This window comes from Xanthomonas sp. WHRI 1810A (assembly GCF_040202885.1).
In the GTDB taxonomy this organism is placed as follows: domain Bacteria; phylum Pseudomonadota; class Gammaproteobacteria; order Pseudomonadales; family Pseudomonadaceae; genus Aquipseudomonas.
The window spans coordinates 1-25,347 of the sequence record NZ_JBEGED010000030.1 but is presented as its reverse complement, the minus strand read 5'-3'; the positions used below and the strand labels follow the sequence as shown (position 1 = coordinate 25,347).

The 25,347-nt window shown below is 62.9% G+C and carries 17 protein-coding genes; 9 read left to right on the top strand and 8 right to left on the bottom strand.

Features of this window, described 5'->3' with window-relative positions; all coding sequences use genetic code 11:
* Positions 1 to 81: 81 nt before the first annotated feature.
* The 4 genes from ABQX22_RS26065 to ABQX22_RS26050 form a co-directional block, all read right to left on the bottom strand.
* A complete protein-coding gene (locus ABQX22_RS26065) occupies positions 82 to 3,177 on the bottom strand; it encodes an MdtB/MuxB family multidrug efflux RND transporter permease subunit (RefSeq protein WP_349802749.1) in 3,096 nt (1,031 codons plus the stop codon).
* Positions 3,174 to 4,493 carry an MdtA/MuxA family multidrug efflux RND transporter periplasmic adaptor subunit gene (locus ABQX22_RS26060; RefSeq protein ID WP_349802748.1) on the bottom strand — a complete coding sequence of 440 codons (1,320 nt, stop codon included), beginning with the start codon at positions 4,491 to 4,493 and terminating at the stop codon, positions 3,174 to 3,176. Before ABQX22_RS26060 ends, ABQX22_RS26065 begins: the two co-directional genes overlap by 4 nt.
* 228 nt (positions 4,494 to 4,721) lie before the next feature.
* Positions 4,722 to 5,222 carry a thiol peroxidase gene (tpx, locus tag ABQX22_RS26055; RefSeq protein ID WP_349802747.1) on the bottom strand — a complete coding sequence of 167 codons (501 nt, stop codon included), beginning with the start codon at positions 5,220 to 5,222 and terminating at the stop codon, positions 4,722 to 4,724.
* Between the two features lie 105 nt (positions 5,223 to 5,327).
* Positions 5,328 to 6,251, bottom strand: a complete 924-nt coding sequence (locus ABQX22_RS26050; RefSeq protein WP_349802746.1) for a LysR family transcriptional regulator — start codon at positions 6,249 to 6,251, stop codon at positions 5,328 to 5,330.
* A 165-nt stretch (positions 6,252 to 6,416) separates the two neighbouring features.
* Between ABQX22_RS26050 and ABQX22_RS26045 the strand changes: the two genes are divergently transcribed.
* The gene (locus ABQX22_RS26045; RefSeq protein ID WP_349802745.1) at positions 6,417 to 7,412 is read left to right on the top strand and encodes an aldo/keto reductase; all 996 of its coding nucleotides are present in this window, start codon (positions 6,417 to 6,419) and stop codon (positions 7,410 to 7,412) included.
* Between the two features lie 236 nt (positions 7,413 to 7,648).
* Here the strand turns inward: ABQX22_RS26045 and ABQX22_RS26040 are convergent, their stop codons facing one another.
* The 3 genes from ABQX22_RS26040 to ABQX22_RS26030 form a co-directional block, all read right to left on the bottom strand.
* Positions 7,649 to 11,332, bottom strand: coding sequence for a translocation/assembly module TamB domain-containing protein (locus ABQX22_RS26040; protein WP_349802744.1), 3,684 nt, complete (start codon positions 11,330 to 11,332; stop codon positions 7,649 to 7,651).
* A complete protein-coding gene (locus ABQX22_RS26035) occupies positions 11,329 to 13,059 on the bottom strand; it encodes an autotransporter assembly complex protein TamA (RefSeq protein WP_349802743.1) in 1,731 nt (576 codons plus the stop codon). The genes ABQX22_RS26040 and ABQX22_RS26035 overlap by 4 nt, the downstream gene beginning before the upstream one ends.
* A 68-nt stretch (positions 13,060 to 13,127) precedes the next feature.
* A complete protein-coding gene (locus ABQX22_RS26030; RefSeq protein WP_349802742.1) occupies positions 13,128 to 13,778 on the bottom strand; it encodes a GNAT family N-acetyltransferase in 651 nt (216 codons plus the stop codon).
* A 226-nt stretch (positions 13,779 to 14,004) separates the two neighbouring features.
* Here ABQX22_RS26030 and xthA point away from each other — a divergent pair, with 226 nt between their 5' ends.
* Complete coding sequence (gene xthA, locus ABQX22_RS26025; protein ID WP_349802741.1) at positions 14,005 to 14,817, top strand: exodeoxyribonuclease III; 813 nt, start codon at positions 14,005 to 14,007, stop codon at positions 14,815 to 14,817.
* Positions 14,818 to 15,082: 265 nt separating this feature from the next.
* Here xthA and ABQX22_RS26020 read toward each other — a convergent pair whose 3' ends face one another.
* The gene (locus ABQX22_RS26020) at positions 15,083 to 16,327 is read right to left on the bottom strand and encodes an acyl-CoA dehydrogenase (RefSeq protein ID WP_349802740.1); all 1,245 of its coding nucleotides are present in this window, start codon (positions 16,325 to 16,327) and stop codon (positions 15,083 to 15,085) included.
* Between the two features lie 159 nt (positions 16,328 to 16,486).
* On the opposite strand from ABQX22_RS26020, the gene ABQX22_RS26015 reads away from it, so the two are divergent.
* The 7 genes from ABQX22_RS26015 (at position 16,487) to ABQX22_RS25985 (ending at position 25,263) form a co-directional block, all read left to right on the top strand.
* The gene (locus ABQX22_RS26015) at positions 16,487 to 17,416 is read left to right on the top strand and encodes a LysR family transcriptional regulator (protein WP_349802739.1); all 930 of its coding nucleotides are present in this window, start codon (positions 16,487 to 16,489) and stop codon (positions 17,414 to 17,416) included.
* A gap of 165 nt (positions 17,417 to 17,581) precedes the next feature.
* Positions 17,582 to 17,989 carry a MerR family transcriptional regulator gene (locus ABQX22_RS26010; RefSeq protein WP_349802738.1) on the top strand — a complete coding sequence of 136 codons (408 nt, stop codon included), beginning with the start codon at positions 17,582 to 17,584 and terminating at the stop codon, positions 17,987 to 17,989.
* 27 nt (positions 17,990 to 18,016) lie between these two features.
* A complete protein-coding gene (locus tag ABQX22_RS26005) occupies positions 18,017 to 18,916 on the top strand; it encodes a hydroxymethylglutaryl-CoA lyase (protein WP_349802737.1) in 900 nt (299 codons plus the stop codon).
* A 700-nt stretch (positions 18,917 to 19,616) separates the two neighbouring features.
* The gene (locus tag ABQX22_RS26000; RefSeq protein ID WP_349802736.1) at positions 19,617 to 20,780 is read left to right on the top strand and encodes an isovaleryl-CoA dehydrogenase; all 1,164 of its coding nucleotides are present in this window, start codon (positions 19,617 to 19,619) and stop codon (positions 20,778 to 20,780) included.
* Between the two features lie 81 nt (positions 20,781 to 20,861).
* Positions 20,862 to 22,469 (top strand): carboxyl transferase domain-containing protein, encoded by a 1,608-nt coding sequence (locus ABQX22_RS25995; RefSeq protein WP_349802735.1) that lies wholly within the window; start codon positions 20,862 to 20,864, stop codon positions 22,467 to 22,469.
* A 14-nt stretch (positions 22,470 to 22,483) separates the two neighbouring features.
* Complete coding sequence (locus ABQX22_RS25990) at positions 22,484 to 23,302, top strand: gamma-carboxygeranoyl-CoA hydratase (RefSeq protein ID WP_349802734.1); 819 nt, start codon at positions 22,484 to 22,486, stop codon at positions 23,300 to 23,302.
* Positions 23,299 to 25,263 (top strand): acetyl/propionyl/methylcrotonyl-CoA carboxylase subunit alpha, encoded by a 1,965-nt coding sequence (locus tag ABQX22_RS25985; RefSeq protein WP_349802733.1) that lies wholly within the window; start codon positions 23,299 to 23,301, stop codon positions 25,261 to 25,263. The genes ABQX22_RS25990 and ABQX22_RS25985 overlap by 4 nt, the downstream gene beginning before the upstream one ends.
* Positions 25,264 to 25,347 lie beyond the last annotated feature (84 nt).

Genomic DNA, 25,347 nt, shown 5'->3' with positions numbered 1-25,347 from the left:
TAGCAGCAGAAGCAAAAGCGTCGGCGTGCGCAGTCCTGCTTCTAGCTTGCGGCTTGAAGCTTGCAGCTTGCAGCTGGCCCGTCACCCCGCCACCTCGGTCTTCGGTTGACGCGCAAACCGACGCCCCAACCGATCGAAATACAGATAAATGACGGGCGTAGTAAACAGCGTCAGCACCTGGCTCACCAGCAAGCCGCCGACCATCACCAGACCCAGCGGCTGGCGCAGTTCGGCACCGGAGCCGCTGGCGAACATCAGGGGGATGGCGCCAAACAGCGCCGCCAGGGTCGTCATCAGAATTGGCCGGAAGCGCAGCAGTGCCGCTTCGTAGATGGCGGTGGCGGGATCGACGCCGCGGTTGCGTTCGGCGTCCAGTGCGAAGTCGATCATCATGATCGCGTTCTTCTTCACGATGCCGATCAGCAGGATGATACCGATGATCGCGATCATCCCCAGGTCATTGCCGCTGATGAGCAACGCCAGCAAAGCGCCAATCGCGGCGGACGGCAGGGTCGACAGGATGGTGATCGGGTGAATGTAGCTTTCGTACAACACGCCCAGCACGATGTACATGGTCACCACCGCCGCCAGCACCAGCAACAGCGTGCTGGACAAAGAGGCCTGGAACGCTTCGGCGGCGCCCTGGAATTGCGTCTGCACGCCGATGGGCATGCCGATGTCCTTTTGCACTTGATCGATGATGTCCACCGCCTTGCCTAGCGCCACCCCGGGCGCCAGGTTGAAGGACATCATCACCGCCGGGAACTGGCCGATGTGGGCAATGGCCAACTGCGCCTGACGCTGCTCGACCCGGGCCAGGCTCGACAGCTTGACCTGCCCGCCGTCGGTGGTCTTGACGTGAATCTGCTCAAGGGCCTGTGGGCCGATTTCATTGCCGGACGCCGCTTGCAGCACCACCCGGTACTGACTGGCCTGGGTGTAGATGGTGGAAATCTGCCGCTGACCGAACGCGTCGTACAAGGCGTCGGTGATGTTGGCCACCGTGACCCCCAGCCGGCTGGCGGCGTCGCGGTCGATGTTGAGGTAGACCTGCAGGCCTTTGTCCTGCAAGTCGCTGGCGACATCGGTCAGTTCCGGGCGCTGACTCAACGCCTCCCCCAGCTTCGTGCTCCACTCGGCGAGCAGGTCGGAATCCGGCGACGACATGCTGAACTGGTACTGGGTGCGGCTGACCCGGTCCTCGATGGTCAGGTCCTGCACCGGCTGCATGTAAATGCGGATCCCCGACAGGCTGTCCAGCTGCGGTTGCAGGCGCTGAATGACCTGTGCAGCGCTCAGATCCCGCTCCGTATGGGGCTTGAGGTTGATCAGCAGACGGCCGCTGTTGAGCGTGGCGTTGTCGCCATCGACGCCGATGTAGGACGACAGGCTGACCACGGCCGGGTCTTGCAGGATGATGTGGGCCAGGGATTGTTGACGCTCGCTCATGGCGGCGAACGACACCGACTGCGGCGCTTCGGAAATGCCCTGGATCACGCCGGTGTCCTGCACCGGGAAGAAACCCTTGGGCACCACCAGGTACAGCAGCACCGTGATGCCCAGGGTCGCGATGGCCACCAGCAGGGTCAGCGGCTGATGCCTGAGCACCCAGCGCAGGCCACGGCCGTAACCGGCGATCAGCCAGTCGATCCACGCCCCGCTGGCGCGGTAGAAGCGCCCTTGATCCTCTTCCTTCGGTTCTTTCTTGAGCAGGCGCGCGCACATCATCGGCGTCAGCGTCAGGGACACCACCAGGGAAATCAGGATCGCCACCGCCAGGGTGATGGCGAACTCGCGGAACAGGCGCCCGACGACGTCGGCCATGAACAGCAGCGGAATCAGCACCGCGATCAGGGAGATGGTCAGGGAAATCAGGGTGAAGCCGATCTGCCTGGCGCCTTTGAGTGCGGCCTGCAGCGGTGTCTCGCCCTCCTCCAGGTGCCGGGAAATGTTCTCCAGCATGACGATGGCGTCGTCCACCACGAAGCCGGTGGCGATGGTCATGGCCATCAGTGTCAGGTTGTTCACTGAGAAGCCGGCCAGATACATCACACCGAACGTACCGATCAGCGACAGCGGCACGGCAACCGAGGGGATGATCGTCGCGCTGAAACGGCGCAGGAACAGGAACGTGACCAGCACCACCAACACAATGGCAATCAGCAATTCGTGTTGCACATCGGTGACCGAGGCGCGGATCGTCTGCGTGCGGTCGGTCAGCACCGTGACGTCCAGCCCGGCAGGCAGGTTGTCGGTGATGCTGGGCAGCAGCGCCTTGATCCGGTCGACCACTTCGATCACGTTGGCGCCGGGCTGACGCTGGATGTTGAGTAGCACCGCCTGGTTTTCATTGGCCCAGGCCGCAAGGCGGTCGTTTTCCGCACCGTCGACGATTTGCGCCACGTCCTTGAGCCGCAGGGGGCCGCCGTTGGCGTACGCCAGAATCAGGTTGGCGTATTCCTCGGGCGAGCGGAGCTGGTCATTGGCGTCCAGCATCGACACCCGGGTCGGGCCGTCGAAGTTACCCTTGGGCGTGTTGACGTTGGAGGCGCTGACCAGCGTGCGCACGTCGGCCAGGTTCAGGCCGTTGGCCGCGAGGGCTTCGGGATTGACCTTGATCCGCACGGCCTGGCGCTGGCCGCCGGCAATGCTGACCATGCCGACGCCGCTGATCTGAGCGATCTTCTGCGCCATGCGTGTATCGACCAGATCATTGAGTTTGGGCAAGAGCATGGTCTTGGACGTGATCGCCAGGGTCAGCACCGGAGTGTCGGCCGGGTTGACCTTGTTGTAGGTGGGCGGCGCGGGCAAGTCGGTGGGCAACAGGTTGGTCGCGCCGTTGATCGCGGCCTGCACCTCCTGCTCGGCGACGTCCATGTTGATCTCAAGGCTAAAGCGCAGCGTAATCACCGACGCGCCGCCGGAACTGGTGGACGCCATCTGCGTCAGGCCCGGCATCTGCCCGAACTGGCGCTCCAGCGGCGCGGTCACCGCGCTGGTCATCACTTGCGGGCTGGCGCCGGGGTACAGCGTCATCACCCGGATGGTCGGATAATCCACCTGCGGTAATGCCGAGACCGGCAGCAGCGTGTAGGCGATCAGGCCTGACAGCACGATCGCCAGCATGCTCAGCGTGGTGGCGACCGGCCTCAGGATAAACAGGCGCGACAGGTTCATACGTCGTCTTTCTTCGCGGAACCGCTGGCCGCCGACTCGCCTGCTTCCTTGGACGGCTGACCCTGCAGATGCTGGCCCGGCGTGACCGGCACGTCCTTGCTGTCGCTGACCACTTCCACGTCGCTGCCGTCCTTGAGGCGGTCGGTGCCTTCCAGCACCACACGGTCGCCGGCGGCGAGGCCTTCGCTGATGACGGTAGAGGTTTCGTCGCTGGCCCCGGTTTTCAAGGCACGGATCTTGACCTTCTTGTCGCCGTCGAGCACGTAGACGAAGGTGCCGTTGACCCCGAACTGCACGGCCGCCGTCGGCACCAGCACCACCTGTTTCAGGGTGTCGGCGCGCAGGCGCACGTTGACGAACTGGTTGGGGAACAGCACTTCGTCCTGGTTATCGAAGCGCGCCTTGAATTTCAGGGTGCCGGTGGTGATGTCGATCTGGTTGTCGAGGCTGGCGAGCACGCCGGTCGATTGCAGCTTTGTGTCACCACGGTCCCAGGCTTCCACTGGCAGTTTGTCGCCACTGCGATATCGGCTGATGACCACCGAGAGGTCTTTCTCCGGCAGGGTGAAATTCACCGTGATGGGTTTGGTCTGGGTGATGACCGCCAGCGGGTTGGTGTCGTTGGCGGCAACCAGGTTGCCGACGTCCAGTTGACGCAAGCCGATGCGCCCCGAGATCGGCGCACGGATCTGTGCGAAATCCAGATTCAGTCTGGCGTCGCCAACGGCGGCCTGGTTGGTCTGGATAGTGCCCTGGTATTGACCGACCAGGGATTCGGCGGTGTCCAGGGTCTGCTTGGCGATGCTGTCTTCCTTATACAGCCCGCGATAACGCTGCACGTCGATCTGCGCGTTCTTGAGCAGCGCCTGATTCTGCATCAGCGTGCCTTGCGCCTGTTGCAGGGCAATCTCGTAGCTGCGCGGGTCGATTTGTGCCAGCAGGTCGCCGGCCTTGACCATTTGCCCTTCCTGGAAGTTGAGCTTGACCAGCTCCCCGGCCACGCGGCTGCGCACATTGATGGTGTTCATCGCCGTGACGGTGCCCAGTGCTTTGTAGTAGATCGGGAAATCACCGGTGGTCGCCGGGGCCACCCGCACCGGGATCGGCGCGGTCGCGCCGCCGAAGCCCGGCCGGTTGGCGACGGTCTTGCCACCGGCCTTGCGGCCCACGCCCTGGGCGGCTGCATCGGTGTGAGCGGTGCTGCCTGACGGCAATGATGCGCGGGGCCAGAACCACCAGCACAGACCCGCAATGATCAATAGAACCAACAGGCTGATCAGCCAACGACGGGAGTTACGAGGGCCAGACGATTGCATGTATAAATCAACCAGTGTGCGCGTGAGCGTCTTCGGGAGGCTGAACAATAAGCATAGTGACGTGCCAAGCAAAGCGGCTTTACCGGCAATTTACCCAGTGCTTACTTCGTTAACGTGCTGACGGGTAAATGAAAACGGCCTGAACAGGTCAGGCCGCCAAGTATTACCAGAGTGTGCTGCGGCGTAACCGGCGACATGTTGCAACACGTGTCCGGTAGTTATCGGCCGTTACTTCAATACCGCCAGTGCCGCATCGTAATCCGGCTCCTGGCCGATCTCGGGCACCAGTTCACTGTGCAGCACTTTGTTCTGTTCATCGAGCACCACCACCGCGCGGGTGGTCAGGCCGGCCATGGGGCCGTCAGCGATGGCGACACCGTAGGCTTCCATGAACCCGGCACCGCGCATGGTGGACAGGTTCTTCACGTTTTCCAGGCCTTCAGCACCACAGAAGCGGGCCTGGGCAAACGGCAGGTCAGCGGAAATGCACAGCACCACGGCGTTGTTCAGGTCGTTGGCCTGGGCATTGAATTTGCGCACCGAGGTGGCGCAGGTCGGGGTGTCGACACTCGGGAAAATGTTCAGCACCTTGCGCTTGCCGGCGAAGCTTTCCAGGGTGACATCTGCCAGATCACCACCCACGAGGGTGAAGGCAGGTGCGGTGCTGCCCACCGCTGGCAATTCACCTTTGATCTGAACCGGGTTACCGCGACGAGTCACTTGAGCCATGAGCTGAGTCCTTGATCTGGGTTACGAATCTGGGAGGTTGAAAAACCGGAAGTTAACCACGAAAGCGTGTCGAGACCTATGCCCGGACGCGATTTTGTTCGGCCCTTACTGGTCGTCGTCGAGCTTGTCCAGAAGACCGGGCCGGCGACACAGCTCCACCAGCCAGTCAACGAATACCCTCACCCGCCGCGACATCTGCCGATGCGCCGGATACAGCGCGGTCAACGGCAGCGAAGGCTGGGAAAAATCCCCCAGCACTTCCACCAGCGTGCCGCTGCGCAAGGACGGCGCGACGTGATAGTACGGCGTCTGCACCAGGCCGTAACCGGCTTCGCAGGCGGCCAGATACCCATCGGCACTGTTGATCGACAACGCCCTGGCCATGCTCACTTCCCGCTCCTGACCGTCGATGATGAATTCCAGCCCGTAGCGTTTGTTCGCGCCGCTGGAAAAGTATTCGATCACCTTGTGCTGCCTCAGGTCGTCCAGGGTCAACGGCGTGCCATGACGCGCCAGGTACTCCCGACTGGCGCAGACCACCTGACGCATGTGCGCCAGCGGCCGGGCGACCAGCGACTGATCCAGCGACTGGCCACCGCGGATCACGCAATCGACCCCTTCCCGGATCAAATCCACAGGGCGGTCAGTCATGCCCACTTCCAGCTCGATCTGCGGGTAGCGGTCCGTGAATTCCGGCAGGGCACGCATCACGATCAAGCGCCCGAACCCGGCCGGCATGTCGATGCGCAACACGCCTTTGGGTGCGCTGCCAATGGCGGAGAAGGCGTTTTCGGTTTCTTCCAGATCGCTGAGCAGCGTGACACAGCGCTGATAGTACGCCTGGCCGTCCAAAGTCGGGCTGACCTGCCGCGTGGTGCGCTGCAGCAACTGCACGCCCAGGTGCGCCTCCAGTTGCTTGATCAGGATGGTCACCGAGGCGCGGGGCATGTGCAGGTCATCGGCGGCCTTGGCGAACCCGCCCAGCTCAACGATCCGGGTGAAGACGCGCATGGCGTTGAATTTGTCCAAAGCGATTCCTCGATGGTAAACGGCTGCGGGGTGCTGGCGGTTTATGTAGAAAATCCAAACAGTGAAAGCACTTTTAGCCGGTTTATTCCGGTTCTGTCGAGGCTTAACAATGGTCGGGCGTATTGACCCTTTCTGTTTCATCGCACGTTCAACGAGGAATCCTTCATGCAAACGCGTCAACTCGGCAAGAACGGACCCCAGGTGTCAGCCCTCGGCCTGGGCTGCATGGGCATGACCGACTTCTACACCACGGGCGCTGACACCCGGGAATCCATCTCCACGCTCCATCGTGCGCTTGAACTGGGGGTGACGCTGCTCGACACCGCCGACATGTACGGCCCCTATACCAACGAGGAATTGCTCGGCAAAGCGCTGGAAGGCAAACGCGATCAAGTGTTTCTGGCCAGCAAGTTCGGCATGGTGCGCGACCCCAACAACCCCAATGCACGGGGGGTGAACGGCAGCCCCGAGTACATTCGCGGCGCCATCGAAGGTACGTTGCAACGCTTGCAGATCGACACATTGGATCTGTATTACCAGCACCGCATCGACCCGCAGATCCAGATCAAGGAATCGGTCGGTGCCATGGCCGAACTGGTCAAGGAAGGCAAGGTGCGTTACCTGGGCCTGAGTGAAGCCTCGGCCGCCACCCTGGAACGCGCGCAGGCCGTGCACCCCATCGCCGCCCTGCAAACCGAATACTCCCTGTGGAGCCGCGACCCCGAAGAAAACGGCGTGCTGGACACCTGCCGCCGGCTGGGCATCGCGTTTGTGCCCTACAGCCCGCTGGGCCGTGGTTTTCTCACCGGTACCCTGAAAAGCCCGGACGATTTCGCCGCCGACGACTACCGCCGCAACAGCCCGCGCTTTCAGGGTGAGAACTTCACCAGGAAACTGGTACTGGTGCAGAAGGTGCAGCAACTGGCAGCGGACAAAGGCGTCACCGCCGGGCAACTGGCGCTGGCCTGGGTGCTGGCCCAGGGCAACGACGTGATTCCGATTCCGGGCACCAAGCAGCGCAAATACCTGGAAGAAAACGTCGCGGCGCTGGACATCACCCTCGGCGGCGATGAGCTCCAGGCACTCAAGGACCTGTTCCCGGTGAATGCCGTCGCGGGCGGGCGATACCCGGAGGCGGGGTTGAAGTTGGTGAATGGTTGATCAGCGATCAACCCGTGTAGGAGCGCGCTTGCCCGCGATCTCGGTGTAACAGCCCGCACATCTGTGGTGGCCGAAACACCATCGCGGGCAAGCGCGCTCCTACAGGTGCAGGTCCTTGGGATGTCTGTAGGAGCGAACTTGTTCGCGAAGCGTGCTGATTGACACACCTGATCTGCCGCTTCGCCAACACGTTGGCGCCTACAGCTTCGCATTGATAGGCGAGTGCCGTGCGCTGGTCAAAAATCCCGTTTGTAGAAGATGTCCAGCGAACTCGCCACGCCGCCGGCCACTTCCAGGTACACCTTCTTGCTCAACAGGTAACGCAAGGTCAGGGTATTGGCCGGCTCGAAGACGCCAACGCCGTAACGCAAGCTGAGCTTGTCGGTGATCTTGCCGCTGGCGACCACGGACGTTTCATCGCCGCTGCCTGAGGTGTCCAGTTCAAAATCCTTGATCCCCAGATCGGTGGCCAACTTGCCTGCGGTTCCAGAGCTGCCCGCCAACCCGAGGGCCAGTGCGGCCTGCGCCATCATGTTGCTGTCTTCGCCGTTGGTGCTCAATGGGCGTCCCAGCACCAGGTACGACAGCGCCTGCTCCTGGCTCATCGCCGGTTCCGAGAACACCACCGTGGTCGGTTGTTCGGCGCTGCCGGTGAGACGGATACCGGCAATGACGTCGTCGGTCTGGCGAATGGCTTCAATGTCCAGATACGGCTGGTCGATGGGCCCTGCGAACAGCAGGCGCGCCTTGCGAATGGTCAACCGCTGGCCATAGGCCCGGTAGCGGCCGTCGTTGAGGTTCAGTTCACCCCGTGTGTCGAGGTTGTCGCCGATGTGCACGCGCCCGGCCAGATTGGCGGTCAGGCCAAAGCCGGTGAAGGTCAGTTTGTCCTTGCCCACTTCAACGTCGATGTCCATGGCAATCGCCATGGGCGGCTTGCCGGCCTTGGTCTGCTGGCCAACGATCACGGTGTCGTCGGACACCTTGACCGTAGACGGCGGCAGCTGGCGGATCAGGATATCCCCCGTGGGGATGAGCACTTTGCCGGACACCGCGAGTTTGTCGCCCTGCAGGGCGATCTTCAGGTCCGGCGCGGCTTCAAGCTTGGCGTAGGGTTCGACGGTGATCGGCAAGCGCGAGCCTTTGACCGCCAGGTCCACGTCAAGGCCCTGGGCCCAGCCGATCTGTCCGGACAGCGTGCCCTGCCCGTTCGCGCCACTGTTCCAGCGGCCTTGCAACTGAACGCTTTCGCCGGCGATGAGCGCTTGCACATTGAGTTGTTCCAGGCTCACCGGCAGTTCCGGCCCCGACACCTCGCCCTCGCTCAGCACCACGTTGCCATTGACCTGCGGCGCCAGCAGCCCGCCGGAAATACGCCCGCTGCCATTGAGCCGGCCGTTGAGTTTTTCCACCACCGGCACGAAGGGCCGTGCCACGGACAGGTCAAGGCCGGACAGGTTGAAATCGCCGGTGACGGTCTTGTCCTGGGCCAGCGGATCGATGGTGGCGTTCAGGCGCAACGACCCCAGTTTCCCACCCCTGAAATCCAGATTGGCATCGACCCGCTTGGGCTTGAAGGTGCTGGTCAGCTTGAGGGTGTCATAGGGAAAATCCAGCCACTGCTGCTTCTCGCGGACTCGCAACGTCCCGCCACTGGCGTCCACCGTCAGTTGGCCGTTGGGGCCGGAAGCCGGCAGGTCCAGCTGCACATCGGCATTGAGCGCGCCCTTCCAGGCAAAATCCTTGGGCAGCCACTGCGCCAGGCTTTCCAGCGGGAACTGCTTGAGGTGATAACGCAGGCGGGGTTCCGGCATGAGGCGCTGGTCTTCGCCACACAGGCTGGCCGGCCCGGATCGCCAGCAGTGGGCGCCGAAGTTGATCCTGCCATCGGCCAGACGCTCCAGGCTGGCCGGCTGCTGCAGGCGCCAGTCCTGGCCGCCGGTCTGGATGTCGCCGCTGGCCAGTCGGCCGCGCCAGTTGCCCTTGTCCAGGTTGCCGTCCAGCGCCAGGGCCAGTTTGAGCAATGGCCCCTGCAGATCGAGTTTCACTTGCTGGCGCTTGATGTCGCCCTGCCCGTTCAGCGTCAGCGTGCCCAGCGCGGTGTCGCCAGCCTGTATGCCCACGGTTTTCAGGTCAATGACCGCGCGCTGCGCGCCATCCACCTTGGCGGTCACCGCCAGGGATTGCAGGCGGTTCTCTTGAAAGGCCAGTTGTGTGCCGTTGAGGGCAAACTGGCCTTGCGGCGCCTGGAGCGTCCCGGCCAGGTCGAGCCGTCCTTTGGCCTGGCCTTGCAACCCTGGCCACAATTGACCGAGCCGCGGCAGGTTGATGTCCAGCTGCGCGGCGAGCTTCTGTTGCAGGCTGCCGCTGCCCTGAATCCGGTTGTCACCCAGCCCGATGTTCAGTGCGCTGACAGTCCACTTGTCACCCGCGCCATCGGCCTTGGTCTGCAACACCGCAGGCTGACCGCGCAAACGGCCGCTGAGGTCGAGGTCTGCGTTGAGGTTCAGTTGCCCGTTCTTCAATGAGCCTTTGCTGCGCAACGGTCCGGCCAAGGTGCCGGGTAGTTCGGCCACCCAGTAGGAAGGGTCGAACGCGCTGAGGTCCAGCGCCGTGTCCCAAGCGATGCCGTCAGCAAACTGCAGATTCAGATGCCCGCTTGCCTTGCCCTTGCCTGCGACCAGTTCCAGCTGCGGCAGGAAGACCTGCTGCAAATCACCACTGAACGGGCTCTTGAGGCTGAACGGCCCGGCGGGACCGGTGAAGTCTCCAGAGAAGTTGCCCAGGTAGTGGCCGTCGGTGTACGACACTTCGCCATTGAAGGTGTGCACCTTTACGTCCGGCTCGGCGATCACCGGATAGAGGCGGTGCCACGGGAAGTCCAGCCAGTCGATTGTCGCGTCGGCCTTCAGGCCTTTTTGCCAATCGACCTTGCCACTCAGCTTGAGCCGCTGTTCGGCGCTGGAGGCCAGGTCGATGGCCGCGATGTCGGCGCCCTTGGCATCCACTTTGCCTTGCAGCGCCAGGGTGATCGGACCGTGTTCGGCGGGCAGGCTGGCCTGTCCGAGGATCGCGTAACCGCGGGCAAGGTCACCCTTGGCGTTGAGCGTGAGCTGGTTGAGTTTCAGGGTCTCGGGCAGGTCGGCCGCCGGCGTGAACTGCTCCGAGGTGATGGTCAGCTCGGCGGGCAGGTTGTCCGCCAGCGGTTGCAGCTCACCCACGAGTCGGGCGTTGAGGTAGCCGCTGCTCTGGGCATTGAGCTTGAGGGTTTTCAGCAGATCGCCTTCGAGGGTCAATGCCAGCGACAACGGTTGGCCGGCCACCGGCGGCAACTGCAACTGGCCCTGTGCGGTCAGCGGCCAGTCCGCTTCGGGCTTGAGCAGCCCGGTGAGGTCCAGGATCAGATCATCCCGTTGCAGGTGCGCCGAATCGATTTTCAGGCCTTCGGCTGTCCAGTGCGCGGCGAGCTTCAAGTCGCGCAGCTGTTCGGCGCCATCCAGTTGCACGCTGCCGACCTGCACGTCGCCCAGTTCGATGGCCAAGGGGATTTTCAGGTCGGGCAAACGGATCGGCCCGCTGGGGGCCTCGTCCACCGAGGGCGCAAACCGCAGCCGGATGTCACCGGCCTTGAGCGTGTCGATGCACAGGGTCATGCGCGTCAGGCATCCCGGCGACCAGTCAAAGACCGGCGCGTCGACTTCAACCTTGTTCGCGCCCTGCTCCCAGAGCAGATGATCGGCGCGCCATTGCCCGCCCAGGTGGCCGGCAAAATTGTCCACTTGCAAGCCCGGCACCAACCCCAGCGCCCAGCGGCTGCCGGCCTGGGTGCCCAGCACGCTGGCCACCAACAATGCCAGCAGTGCCACAAGAGTGATCGCGCTGATGATCGCGACCCGTTTCAGGCGAGCGCTGTTCGTCACAGTTCAGGTCCCATGGAGAAGTGCAGACGAATGCCGCCGTCATCATCGAGTGCGTGCGCCAGATCCAGGCGCAGAGGCCCCACCGGCGACACCCAGCGAATACCGATGCCGACCCCGGTTTTCAGGCTCGGCAACTCAAGGTTGTTGAAGGAGTTGCCCTGATCGACGAAGGTCGCGATGCGCCACTTTTCAGCGATGGAATACTGGTATTCGGCGCTGGCGGACACCATGTACCGACCGCCGATCTTGTCGCCATCGGAGTTTTCCGGAGACAGCGACTGATAGTCGTAACCGCGCACGCTCTGGTCACCACCGGCAAAAAACCGCAGCGACGGCGGAATCGATTTATAGCCGTTGGTGGCGCTGCCGCCGACCTGCACGCGGCCCAGGAAGCGGTGGTTCTGCCAGACCGTGGTCAGGCCTTTGACCAGGGCGGTGCCGTAAACCAGATTGGCGTCTGACCCCAGCCCCTCTTTCGCCACCTGGGTGTCGAACTGCAGCCGATAGCCGTTGCGCGGGTCGATGCGGTTATCACTGCGCAAATAGGAATAACTGATGCCCGGCATGAGCAAGGTGCTCAAGCCGGCGTCGTTGCCCAGTCGATACTCCTCGCGCTGCCATTTCAGGGAGATCACGCGTTCCCAGCCGCTGGGCAACTTGCTGTGCCACTCGGGGCCCACCGTCAGCAGTTTGCTGAGGCTGTCGGTGTCGGCGATTTCTTCATACTGATAGCCGCCGGCGAACCGCAGCTTGTCGGTCAGCGGTGGATCAAGGGGCACGTCGTACCACAGCCCGACATTCTGCCGGGGTGCCGACAACTCCATTTCGGCGCCGTAACTGTGGCCCTGGGCATTGACCCAATGACGGGTCCAGTTGGCTTTGGCGCGGGGCCCGACGTCCGTGGAATAGCCCAGGCCCAGGCCCATGGTCCTCGGTTTGCGGGTCTCCAGCTGCACTTCAACGGGAATCACCTGGCCTTGCGCGGACGTCGGCGTGGCATCGACCCGCACGCCCTCGAAATAACCGCTGGCCTGCATGGCCTGGTTGAGTTCGGCGATCAGCTCGGAGTCGTAGGGGGTGTTTTCCTTGAACGGCACCATGCGCTTGAGCAGATCGTCGTCAAAGGGTGCGTCGCCGCTGAAGGACACTTTGCCCAGGGAGAATCGCGGGCCGCTGTCGTAGACCAGTTCGATATCGGCCACCCCGGCACGCGGGTCCACGGACAGGCGCTGGGTGGTGAAACGGCCGTTGAAGAATCCGTAACGCGCGGCCTGATTCTGGATCAGGCGCTTGGCGTCGTCGTAATGGCCGTGGTTGAGCACCGCACCGGTTTTCAGTGCGTCGCTTTTAGGGAGTTTGAAGGCTTTGAGCTGGCTGGCGGGCCCATCGATGCGCAGCGTGACGTTGCGCAGATGGATGGGTTCGCCGGGCTGAACATGGAGGACCAGGCGGGGGGCATTGCCCGAGGTCTTGATCTCGGTTTCGATCTGCGCCTGGTAATAACCCAGGGCCTGCGCGGCTTTCTGCGCCTGTTCGACGGCCCCCACGCTGAAGCGCTCGAGGGCACGTTCATCGCGCTCGCCGAGATCGCCCACGTACCCTTCGATGTTGGCTTTGAGCGCTGCGTTGGAAGGCTTGATCCGCACGTCCAGCTGGTCGGCGCCGAACGCCGTAACACTGGAGAATACAAGGAGAAAACCGCTGATGACTTTGCTTGGAAACTTCATAGGCGCGAATGCTAGCACGAGGTGCGGGTTGAACAGGAACCCCGCAAAAGGTCAGAAATTTCCGATATTCACGCCATCGCCCCGAGTGAAACCTGAGGATTGGGATGGAAGAACACGTGCTCGCGGATCGGCCCTACAGCCACCTCACCAATTTCCTCGTATCCGTGTCGCTTGTAGAACTCAAGATAGTGAACATTCCCGGTGTCGAGCACGATGCCTTCGGAATGTTCGTCCACCGCGCACCACTCGTGGAGCGCTTCAAGCAACTGTTCGCCATAATGCTGGCCCTGAAAATCCGGATGAATGCCCATCAGCGGCAGCACATGCACCGCTTCCGAGGGCAAGCAGGCCAGCACCGAGTGGTAATACTCCAGGTAGCGTTGGGTGCAACGCAGGCCGGCACTCATGATCATCCGCAGGCGCCAGGCCCAGCTTTCAGTGATCCCCAGGCGGCGGGACGGCGGCGCGATCAGCGCGACGCCAATCAGGCGGTCCTCGACGAACAGTCCCAGCGCCGGTAGCTCCTGGAAGAAATGCTGTTTGACCAACTCTCTGACCGTCGACCTCACGCGGTGCTCATACCCCGACCGCCCGGATTCGAACAGGTAGGCGAAGCTGGGTTCGTGGCGATAGGCCTGGTACAGCAGCGAGCGGGCCTCACGCGAATACCCGCTGTCCAGCTGGCGGATGAGAGCGGGCGCATGTACGGGTTCAGGCATGGTGGGACCTCGGGCTGACGACGCGCCCTGATAAAGCTGCGTCCGGGATAACGGAAGGAAGGCGTACCTGCTTCGAGTCGGCGCCGACCGCGCAGTTCAGCTTTATTTCGGCCGGTTCTCGTTGAGCGTAGCAGCCGTGCGCGAAGGTCGGCGCGGGCCACTGCGCTGGCCGTGGCGATGAAGGTCGGCTAGCATCGCCTTTTGTTTTTTGCCAGGACTGCCGCGTATGAAAATTGTGTCATTCAATATCAACGGTCTGCGTGCCCGTCCGCATCAGCTGGCGGCGCTGATCGAAAAACACCAGCCCGACGTCATCGGGCTGCAGGAAACCAAGGTGTCCGACGAGCAGTTTCCCCAGGCGGAAATCGAGGCCCTGGGCTATCACGTGCACTTTCACGGGCAGAAAGGCCATTACGGTGTCGCCCTGCTGTCGCGCCTGCCGCCCCTGAGTCTGCACAAGGGGTTCGATACGGACGACGAAGAGGCGCAAAAGCGGTTTATCTGGGGCACCTATGCCGACCGCAACGGGGTGCCGGTCACGGTGATGAACGGCTATTTCCCACAGGGCGAAAGCCGCGACCACCCGACCAAATTCCTGGCCAAGCAACGCTTCTACGCTAACCTGCAGACGCTGCTGGAGACGCGTTTCAGCAACGATCAGGCGCTGGTGGTGATGGGTGACGTCAACATCTCCCCGGAAGACAGCGACATCGGCATCGGCCCGGACAACGCCAAGCGCTGGCTGAAAACCGGCAAGTGCAGTTTCCTCCCGGAAGAGCGCGAGTGGATGGGCAAGCTCAAGAGCTGGGGCCTGGTGGACAGCTTTCGCCACCTGTACCCGGAAGTGATCGATCAGTTCAGCTGGTTCGACTACCGCAGCCGCGGCTTCGAGGACGAACCCAAGCGTGGCCTGCGCATCGACCTGATCATGGCGTCCCACGGCCTGCAGCCCCGCATCATGGCCGCCGGCGTGGATTACGATCTGCGCAGCATGGAAAAACCTTCGGACCATGCGCCGATCTGGCTGGAGTTGAGTTAGTCCGACACATCTGCGTCGCTTGAAACACGGCTTCGCGAGCAAGCTCACTCCTAAAGTGATCGTCGTACGGCACACATCTCTGCAGAAGATGCCGAGCCCGAGCGAAGGCTGCGATTGCGGTGAGTCAGGTGTACCGCGATCGCAGCCTCCCGCTGGTCGTCAGCTCCTACAGGGGCGTGCATTTGCACAGCGATGCCCGGTCGCCGCTGAAGGCTCGGCCTGACACAAATCCTGTGGGAGCGAACCTGTTCGCGAAGGGGCCGGTTTAGGCCGATACATCGTTAACGCCCTGACGCCAGCCTTCGCGGGGCACGTACTTGCCGACTTCATACTTGCCAATCGCCGCGCGGTGGACTTCGTCCGGGCCGTCTGCCAGGCGCAGGGTGCGCTGCATGGCGTACATGTAGGCCAGCGGGAAATCGCCGGAGACGCCCGCCCCGCCGTGGATCTGGATCGCCCTGTCAATCACCTTCAAGGCCACATTCGGGGCGACCACTTTGATCTGGGCGATTTCGCTTTTTGCGCCCTTGTTCCCCACCGTGTCCATCATGTACGCCGCTTTGAGCGTCAACAGGCGGGCCATGTCGATCTCCATCCGCGAGTCGGCGATCTTGTCGATATTGCCACCCAGGCGGGCCAGCGGCCGACCGAATGCCGTGCGCTGGACCGAGCGTTTGCACATCAGTTCCAGTGCACGCTCCGCCATACCCACCGAGCGCATGCAGTGGTGAATACGCCCCGGGCCGAGGCGTCCCTGCGCGATCTCAAAGCCGCGCCCTTCCCCCAGCAGCACGTTGTCGTACGGCACACGGACGTTCTCGAAAAGCACTTCGGCATGGCCGTGAGGCGCGTCGTCGTAGCCAAACACCGGCAGCGGACGGACGATCTTCACCCCTGGCGTGTCGGTGGGCACCAGGATCATCGAATGCTGCTGATGACGGGGCCCGTCCGGGTCGCTCAGGCCCATGAAGATCAGAATCTTGCAGCGTGGATCGCAGGCGCCGGAGGTCCACCATTTGCGCCCGTTGATCACCCATTCATCGCCGTCGCGAATAGCCCGGGCCGCCATGTTGGTGGCGTCCGACGACGCGACCTCCGGTTCGGTCATCGCGAACGCCGAGCGCATCTCGCCCCGCAGCAGCGGTTCCAGCCATTGTTGCTTCTGCTGTTCGCTGGCGTAGCGCACCAGCACCTCCATGTTGCCGGTGTCCGGGGCCGAACAATTGAACGGCTCCGGCCCCAGCAGGGAGCGGCCCATGATCTCGGCCAGCGGCGCGTATTCGAGGTTGGTCAACCCGGCGCCCTGCTCGGACTCCGGCAGGAACAGGTTCCACAGCCCCTGCGCCTTGGCTTCGCGCTTGAGATCGTCCATCACGGCGGTGGGCTGCCAGCGATCCCCCTCAGCCACCTGCCGTTCAAACACCGGCTCAGCGGGGTAGACGTAGGCGTCCATGAACGCCGTAACGCGCTCGCGCAGTGCCTGAACCTTGGGGGAGTAAGCGAAATCCATGGCAGCTACCTTCTGGGGCGGTGATAACAGGTCATTGCGGCCGATGCTAGAACACGTCCTATCATTTATCTAACCTATTCTCGGCGTGTATAAACATTCATAACCGATATATGATCGGGCGATTATTCCTACAACAAAAACAATGGAAGGCGCGCCGCCATGAACCTGAGCAAGGTCGATCTGAACCTGTTTATCGTCTTTGACGCCATATACACCGAAGCCAATCTGACCCGCGCCGGGCAGATCGTCGGCATCACCCAGCCCGCGGTGTCCAACGCCCTCGCCCGTCTGCGCGACACCTTCAACGACCCGCTGTTCGTGCGCACCGCCCAAGGCATGGTGCCGACGCCCATGGCACAAAACATCATCGGCCCGGTGCGCAACGCGCTGTCGCTGCTGCGGGTCTCGGTGCAGGAAAGCCGGATCTTCAACCCGCTGCAGGCCAACAAGCACTACCGCATCAGCATGACCGACCTCACCGAAGCGGTAATCCTGCCGTCACTGTTCCAGCGCTTGCGGCGTCTGGCGCCGGCGGTGGTGATCGAGAGCTTTCTGTCCAAGCGCCGGGAGACCACCAAAGAGCTCGCAGCCGGGCGCCTGGATTTCGCCATCGACGCGCCGCTCAACACCGACCCGCAGGTGCGCCACGTCAAGCTGATGGAAGACCGTTACGTCTGCGCCATGCGCAAGGGCCATCCGCTGGCCAGCAAGGACACCATCAGCCTCGACGACTACCTGGCGCTGCCCCACATCCACATTTCCAGCCGACGCGCCGGCCTCGGTCACGTGGACCTGGCCCTCGGCAAAATGGGCATTCAACGCAAGATTGCCCTGCGCTCGCAGCACTACCTGATGGCGTCCCAGGTGTTGCAGCAGACAGACATGGTCATGACCGTGCCCGAGCGGTTTGCCCGCCGCAACGATTTGCACTACGTGTACGTGCCGGTCAACGATGTGCCCACCGTGGAAAGCCACCTGTACTGGCACGAAAGCACCGACCAGGACCCGGCCAATCGGTGGATGCGCGAGCAGATCATCGAACTGTGCCAGTGGGTGACGGCCAGTGAACAGGTGCTCGACAAAGCATGAGCAGTTAATCTCAAGAAGCTGATATATAAAGGATTTATCATTCTTGACTTGGATTCTGTTGTCTGCTCATCACGTAGCCGTTAGCCCATTGCGCCCTGTCATCTTGACGTTAACGTCAAGTGCGCCGTAGGTTAGCCGTACGTCTTCAGCGAAGAGCCTCATGCAATGAGCACCCAGACCTACAGCATTTCCGACCTGGCCCGCGAGCTGGACATCACGACTCGCACCATTCGTTTTTACGAAGAGCAAGGCATGCTGACCCCCGAACGACGTGGCACGGAGCGCATCTACACCGGGCGCGACAAGGTCACGTTGCGTCTGATCCTGCGGGGCAAACGGATCGGGTTTTCCCTGGCTGAATGCCGGGAACTGATCGGGCTGTACGACCCGGAGGGCGGCAATCAACTGCAGCTGAACACCATGCTGGGCAAGATCAACGAGCGTCGCACCCAGCTTGAGCAACAGCTGCTCGACATCCAGCAAATGCAGCTGGAACTGGACACCGCCGAAGAACGCTGCAAGCAGGCGCTGCTTAAAGCCGTTACAGATCAACCGGTTAACGCTGATACCTAAACTGATATTCACCAAGAGTGTGATGCCATGACCCTTCCCCGTCAGGTGCGTCTGGTTGAAGTCGGTCCGCGGGACGGGCTGCAAAACGAATCCGTCCCTATCAGCGTGGCTGACAAGGTGCGTCTGGTGGACGCTTTGAGCGCCAGTGGCTTGCGCTATATCGAAGTGGGCAGTTTCGTTTCACCCAAATGGGTGCCGCAGATGGCAGGTTCCGCCGAAGTGTTTGCCGGGATCCAGCGCAAGGCCGGCGTGACCTACGCTGCCCTCACACCCAATTTGAAAGGCTTCGAAGACGCCCTTGCCTGCGGCGTGAAGGAAGTGGCGGTGTTCGCCGCAGCGTCCGAGTCGTTCTCCCAACGCAACATCAACTGCTCCATCAGCGAAAGCCTGGCGCGTTTCGTCCCCCTCATGGAAGCAGCGCACGCGCAAGGGGTGCAGGTGCGTGGGTACGTGTCCTGCGTATTGGGCTGTCCGTACGAGGGCGACGTGCCAGCCGACCGCGTGGCATCGGTGGCCAGGGAACTGGTCGCCATGGGCTGCTATGAGGTGTCCCTCGGCGACACCATCGGCACCGGCACCCCCAACGCAACGCGGGCGCTGTTCGACGTGGTGGGCAGGGACATTCCGCGAAGCCGGCTGGCGGGCCACTTCCATGACACGTATGGGCAAGCGCTGGCCAATGTCTACGCCAGCCTGCTGGAAGGGATCGAGGTGTTCGACAGTTCGGTGGCGGGCCTGGGCGGCTGCCCGTATGCCAAGGGTGCGACCGGTAACGTCGCGACGGAGGACGTGTTGTACCTGCTAAACGGCCTGGGCATCGACACCGGAATCGACCTGGACGCCTTGATTGGCGCGGGCCAGCAAATATGTGCGGCGTTAAAGCGTAGCAACGGATCCCGGGTTGCTAAGGCACGTCTGTCGGGTTGAGGGTGCGACAACTTGTCACACAGTGTTACCCTCTATCGTATTGAACGTCGCTGAACGGGTAACTCGGAAACAACTGGCAACCTGATCGGGTTGCTCTGAATCCTGCTCAAAACACCAAGTGACTGTTTTAAAAGGCTTTCGGAAAACTGGCATGGCTTCTGCTATGTCTTAGGTACAACAAAAACAACAAACTGAAGCAACCCAATAAAAACAATACGTATCGGCTCTGACATAACAAGAACAACACGGACAGAGACGCAGCTAACAGATTTTTTTGGAGTGGATCGCTTTTCGAGGCCTCGGCCTCACAACCGGTTAGAGAACAATAAAACTACCGTCAGGTAGCGCCAGAACGGGTTGACAGGCTTTCTTATGGACAGCCAGTAAAAGCAGCATCAGCGCTCAAAAAAATACGTTTGCTCTTCACCCCGGTTTGGGGTCGCTCAAAAACGCAAAAGAGGCCGGTTGCCAAAAACAACAACAGACCGCCTAAAAACAAAAAAGAGCATGCAACACAAACTGGAAGGGGAGCCTTGGCTCCCCTTCGTCCTGTCTGGCGTTCGGTAAAAACCTCTCCCTCCCCCGGCTTCTCCGTTCAGCACTCCCCGTTGACATCCCTCCGCCCGCGGGCTTACGTTAACGTAAAGGTGATACCCCATTGCTGCCCGCCAGCATCCAAAAACAACAGGGACCCCGCCCCATGAACTACCCCAGCCTCAATTTTGGCCTTGGTGAAACCCTCGACATGCTGCGCGATCAGGTCCAGCACTTCGTCGCCGCCCAGATTGCCCCGCGCGCTGCGCAGATCGACCGCGACAACCTGTTCCCCGCCGACCTGTGGCGTCAGTTCGGCGACATGGGCCTGCTGGGCATCACCGTCAGCGAGGAATACGGCGGCGCCGGGCTGGGCTACCTGGCGCATGTGGTGACCATGGAAGAAATCAGTCGCGGCTCGGCGTCCGTGGCCCTGTCCTACGGCGCGCACTCGAACCTGTGCGTCAACCAAATCAACCGCAACGGCACGGCCGCGCAGAAGGCTCGCTACCTGCCGCCGCTGATCACCGGCGAGCACATCGGCGCACTGGCCATGAGCGAGCCCAACGCCGGCTCGGACGTGGTGTCGATGAAGCTGCGCGCCGACAAGCGCGGCGACCGTTATGTGCTCAACGGCAGCAAGACCTGGATCACCAACGGCCCCGACGCCCACACCTACGTGATCTACGCCAAGACCGAACCGGACCGGGGCGCTCATGGCATCAGTGCGTTCATCGTCGAGCGCGACTGGAAGGGTTTCTCCCGGGGCAACAAGTTCGACAAGCTCGGCATGCGCGGCTCTAACACCTGCGAGCTGTTTTTCGATGATGTGGAAGTGCCGGAAGAAAACCTCCTCGGCGCACTGAACGGCGGCGTGAAGGTATTGATGAGCGGCCTGGATTACGAGCGCGTGGTGCTCGCCGGTGGCCCCACCGGGATCATGCAGGCCTGCATGGACGTGGTGCTGCCGTACATCCATGACCGCAAACAGTTCGGCCAGAGCATTGGCGAGTTCCAGCTGATCCAGGGCAAGGTCGCGGACATGTACACCCAACTCAACGCCAGCCGCGCGTACCTGTATGCCGTGGCGCAGGCCTGCGAACGCGGGGAGACCACGCGCAAGGACGCGGCCGGCGTGATCCTCTACGCCGCCGAACGCGCCACGCAGATGGCCCTGGAGACGATTCAGATCCTCGGCGGCAACGGCTACATCAATGAATTCCCGGCCGGTCGCTTGCTGCGCGACGCCAAGCTCTACGAAATCGGCGCCGGCACCAGCGAAATCCGGCGGATGCTGATCGGGCGAGAGCTGTTCAATGAGACCAAATAAGGCGAGCTGCAAGCCGCAAGGGGAAAGCTGCAAGCGAGAGCGTCTGGCAGCCCGACTTCCGTCTTCGAGAACAGGGTTTTTATGGCCATTCTGAAAACACAACTCAACCCGCGCTCCGCCGAGTTCACAGCCAACGCTGAAGCCATGCGCAGTCAGGTCGCGGCGCTGCAGGCACTGCTTGAACGGGTGCGACAAGGCGGCGGCGAAAAAGCCCAGGAACGTCACACGTCCCGGGGCAAACTGCTGCCCCGTGAGCGGATCAACCGGCTGCTGGACCTCGGTTCGCCCTTCCTGGAACTCAGCCCGCTGGCGGCCCATGGGGTGTACGACGAAGACGTGCCCGGTGCCGGTCTGATCGCTGGCATCGGACGGGTCGAAGGCGTGGAATGCATGATCATCGCCAACGACGCCACCGTGAAAGGCGGTTCGTACTACCCGCTGACCGTGAAAAAACACCTGCGCGCCCAGACCATCGCCCAACAGAACCGATTGCCGTGCATTTACCTGGTGGATTCGGGTGGGGCTAACCTGCCGCGCCAGGACGAAGTCTTCCCGGACCGTGAGCACTTCGGCCGGATCTTTTTCAACCAGGCCAACATGAGCACCCAGGGCATTGCGCAGATCGCGGTAGTCATGGGTTCGTGCACGGCGGGCGGCGCCTACGTCCCGGCCATGGCCGACGAAGCGATCATGGTCCGCGATCAGGCCACGATCTTTCTCGCCGGGCCGCCGCTGGTCAAGGCGGCCACCGGCGAGGTGGTCAGCGCCGAAGACCTGGGCGGCGCCGATGTGCACTGCAAGGTCTCCGGCGTCGCCGACCACTACGCCCAGAGCGACGAACACGCCCTGGCCCTGGCGCGGCGCAGCATTGCCCATCTGAACTGGCGCAAACAGGGCCACTTACAGGTCCGCGCCCCCGTCGCGCCGCTGTATGCCAGCGACGAGTTGTACGGCGTGATCAGCGCCGACGCCAAACAGCCGTATGACGTGCGCGAGGTCTTCGCCCGGTTGGTGGACGGCTCGGTGTTCGATGAATTCAAGGCGCTGTTCGGCACCACGCTGGTGTGCGGCTTCGCCCACCTGCACGGCTACCCCGTCGCGGTGCTCGCCAACAACGGCATCCTGTTCGCCGAAGCCGCACAAAAAGGCGCGCATTTCATCGAACTGGCCTGCCAGCGCGGCATCCCCCTGCTCTTTCTGCAGAACATCACCGGCTTCATGGTCGGGCAGAAATACGAAGCCGGCGGCATCGCCAAGCACGGCGCCAAACTGGTGACCGCCGTGGCCTGCGCCAACGTGCCGAAATTCACCGTGATCATCGGCGGCAGCTTTGGCGCCGGCAATTACGGCATGTGTGGCCGGGCCTTCGAGCCGCGCTTTCTGTGGATGTGGCCCAACGCCCGGATCGGCGTGATGGGCGGCGAGCAAGCGGCGGGCGTACTGGTGCAGGTCAAGCGCGAACAGGCCGAGCGCAGCGGACAAGGGTTCAGCGCCGAACAGGAAGCGGCGCTCAAGCAACCGATCCTTGACCAGTACGCGACCCAGGGCCATCCGTATTACGCCACCGCGCGCCTGTGGGACGACGGCGTCATCGACCCGGCGCAAACCCGCGATGTGCTGGGCCTGGCCCTTTCCGCGTCCCTCAACGCGCCCATCGAGCCCACCCGATTCGGCGTGTTCCGGATGTAACCCAGGGATTGACCATGAGTGATTTTGAAACCGTCGAGCTGGAACACGATCCACGGGGTTTTGCCACGCTCTGGCTGAACCGCCCGGACAAACACAATGCGTTCGACGCGCTGATGATTCGCGAGCTGATCCTGGCGCTGGATCAGGTGCAGGCTGACCCGTCGTTGCGCTTTGTGGTGCTGCGCGGGCGCGACAGGCATTTCAGTGCGGGCGCGGACCTGGCCTGGATGCAGGAGTCGGCCAATCTGGACTACAACACCAACCTGCGGGACGCCCAGGAACTGGCCGAACTGATGTACAACCTGGCGCGCCTGAAAGTCCCGACCCTGGCCGTGGCGCAAGGCGCGTCCTACGGCGGCGCTCTCGGGCTGATCAGCTGCTGTGACATGGCCATTGGCGCCGAAGACGCGCGGTTCTGCCTGTCCGAAGTGCGGATCGGCCTGGCGCCTGCGGTCATCAGCCCGTTCGTGGTCAAGGCCATTGGCGAGCGCGCCGCTCGGCGTTACGCCCTGACCGCCGAGGCGTTTGACGGCCGGCGGGCCCGGGAGATCGGCTTGCTGGCAGAGTGTTACCCGCTGGCTGAGCTTGAGGCGCAAGTCCAGCGCTGGGTCGAGAACCTGCTGCTCAACAGCCCCAAGGCCATGCGCGCCAGCAAGGACTTGCTGCGCGAGGTGGGCAGCGGTGAGCTGACCCCGGCCCGGCGACGCGGTTGCGAGAACGCTATCGCGCGGATCCGCGTCAGCCCCGAAGGCCAGGAAGGCTTGCGCGCCTTTCTGGACAAACGCCCACCCGCCTGGCAACCGTCCAATAAAAAAGGGGATTCGCCCGCATGAGCGCCACCAAACCCGTCACGCTGACCACGCTGCTGGTGGCCAATCGCGGCGAAATCGCCTGCCGCGTGATGCGCACCGCCAAGGCCATGGGCCTGACCACCGTCGCCGTGCACAGCGCCACGGACCGCGACGCGCGGCATGTGCGGGAGGCCGATATCGCTGTCGATCTGGGGGGCAGCAAGGCTGCCGACAGTTATTTGCAGATCGACAAACTGATCGCGGCCGCCCACGCCAGCGGCGCCCAGGCGATTCACCCCGGTTACGGTTTTCTCTCGGAGAACGCCGGTTTCGCCCGCGCCATCGAACAGGCCGGGCTGATCTTTCTCGGCCCGCCCGCCTCGGCCATCGACGCCATGGGCAGCAAGTCCGCGGCCAAATCTCTGATGGAACAAGCCGGCGTGCCGCTGGTGCCGGGCTATCACGGCGAAGCGCAGGACGCCCAGACCTTCCGCACCGCTGCCGCCAGCATCGGTTATCCGGTGCTGCTCAAAGCCACGGCGGGCGGCGGTGGCAAGGGGATGAAGGTGGTGGAGCGCGACGAGGACCTGGCGGACGCCTTGGCCTCGGCGCAGCGTGAGGCGCTGTCCTCGTTCGGCGACGCGCGGATGCTGGTGGAAAAGTACGTGCTCACGCCGCGTCACGTGGAGATCCAGGTGTTCGCCGATCAGCACGGCCACTGCCTGTACCTCAACGAGCGGGATTGCTCGATCCAGCGCCGTCATCAAAAGGTGGTGGAAGAAGCCCCTGCCCCCGGTCTGAGTCCGGCATTACGTCAGGCCATGGGCGAATCGGCGGTGCGCGCGGCCCAGGCCATCGGTTACGTCGGGGCCGGCACCGTGGAGTTTTTGCTGGATGCCCGGGGCGAGTTCTTCTTCATGGAAATGAACACCCGCCTGCAAGTGGAACACCCGGTCACCGAGGCCATCACCGGGCTGGACCTGGTGGCCTGGCAGATCCGCGTGGCCCAAGGCGAAGCGTTGCCGATCACTCAGGATCAGGTGCCGCTCAGCGGGCATGCCATCGAAGTGCGCCTGTACGCCGAAGACCCGGCCCATGATTTTCTCCCCGCTACCGGTACGCTGGCGCTCTACCGGGAATCCGCAGACGGGCCGGGGCGGCGGGTCGACAGCGGTGTGGCCGAGGGCGATGTGGTGTCGCCGTTCTATGACCCGATGCTGGGCAAACTGATTGCCTGGGGCGAGACCCGGGAACAGGCGCGCCTGCGCTTGCTGGCGATGCTCGATGAGTTTGCCATCGGCGGGCTGCGCAGCAATCTGACGTTTCTGCGGCGCATCATCGCCCACCCGGCGTTCGCCAACGCCGAATTGGACACCGACTTCATCCCGCGCCATCAGGCGCATTTGCTGCCCCCTGCCCAGCCGCTGCCGGACGCCTTCTGGCAGGTCGCCGCCCAGGCCTACGTGCACAGCACGCCGACGCGGGTGCGGGACGACGACCCGCATTCGCCGTGGTCCAGCGCCGGAGGCCTGCGTTTCGGCCAGCCCAACGAGATCGACGTGCACCTGCACTGTGGCGCCGAACAGCGCAACGTTCGCCTGCGCGGAGCGAATGACGCCTCCGTTCACCTCAGCGGCGAACAGTTGACCGTCGAGCACAATGGCGTACGCCGCCAGCACCGGGCGATTCGTCGGGGTGACACGTTGTACCTGGCATGGCAGGGCGAACTTCAAGCGGTCACGGTGTTCGACCAGATGGCAGCGGCCGACAGCAGCCACAGCGTCCACGGCGGCCTGACCGCGCCCATGAACGGCAGCATCGTTCGGGTGCTGGTGGCCATCGGTCAACGTGTCGAAGCCAGCACGCCGTTGGTGGTGCTGGAGGCCATGAAGATGGAACACAGCGTGCGCGCCGCACAGGCGGGCGTGGTGACGGCGTTGTATTGCGCCGAAGGCGAGATGGTCAGTGAGGGGGCGGTGTTGGTTGAGCTCGCAGACACATAAGTCTTGTAGGAGATCCCCCGTCGTCCAGACGCCGCGCTGTCGCGCAGCAAACTGGGAGGCCTACGGTGCTTTTGAATCTGGCCG